This is a genomic window from Polaromonas sp. P1_G2 (genome assembly GCF_056405515.1).
In genome coordinates, this window is sequence record NZ_JBFUBY010001621.1 from 1 (window position 1) to 376 (window position 376).

Genomic DNA, 376 nt, shown 5'->3' on the forward strand with positions numbered 1-376 from the left:
ACCCTCACCGTCCGTCGGGTCCTCCGCACGCTTCATCACGTCGACGGCAAGTTCGAACAGCGCGTGGGCAAAGCCGATCGGCTGTGTCCAGGGCCGGTTGGTGGCGGTGGTGAAGGCGTCGGCCACCTGTTTGGCGGTCTCGCCGGTCAGCGACGATTTGAATGGGTGGCTCGGCGTCCACCAGACTTCCGTCGAGAGATTGTGGCCGGCGTCGCCCAGCGATTCCACCGTCTGCGGGAAGAGCAGCGCCTTGCCGATCGAGGCGATCTTCGGCTTGAGGCCCTGCTGCTTGGCCTGGTTCCAGAAGGTCGTCAGGTCCGGTGGGATCACCACACCGGTGATGATTTCCGCATTGGCCTGCTTGAAAGCGTTGATC

Annotated in this window: 1 protein-coding gene; it reads right to left on the reverse strand. The window is 63.8% G+C overall.

Features of this window, described 5'->3' with window-relative positions:
• On the reverse strand, nucleotides 1–376 hold a 376-nt coding region (locus AC1D0P_RS31825), incomplete at both ends, for an ABC transporter substrate-binding protein (protein ID WP_477680372.1).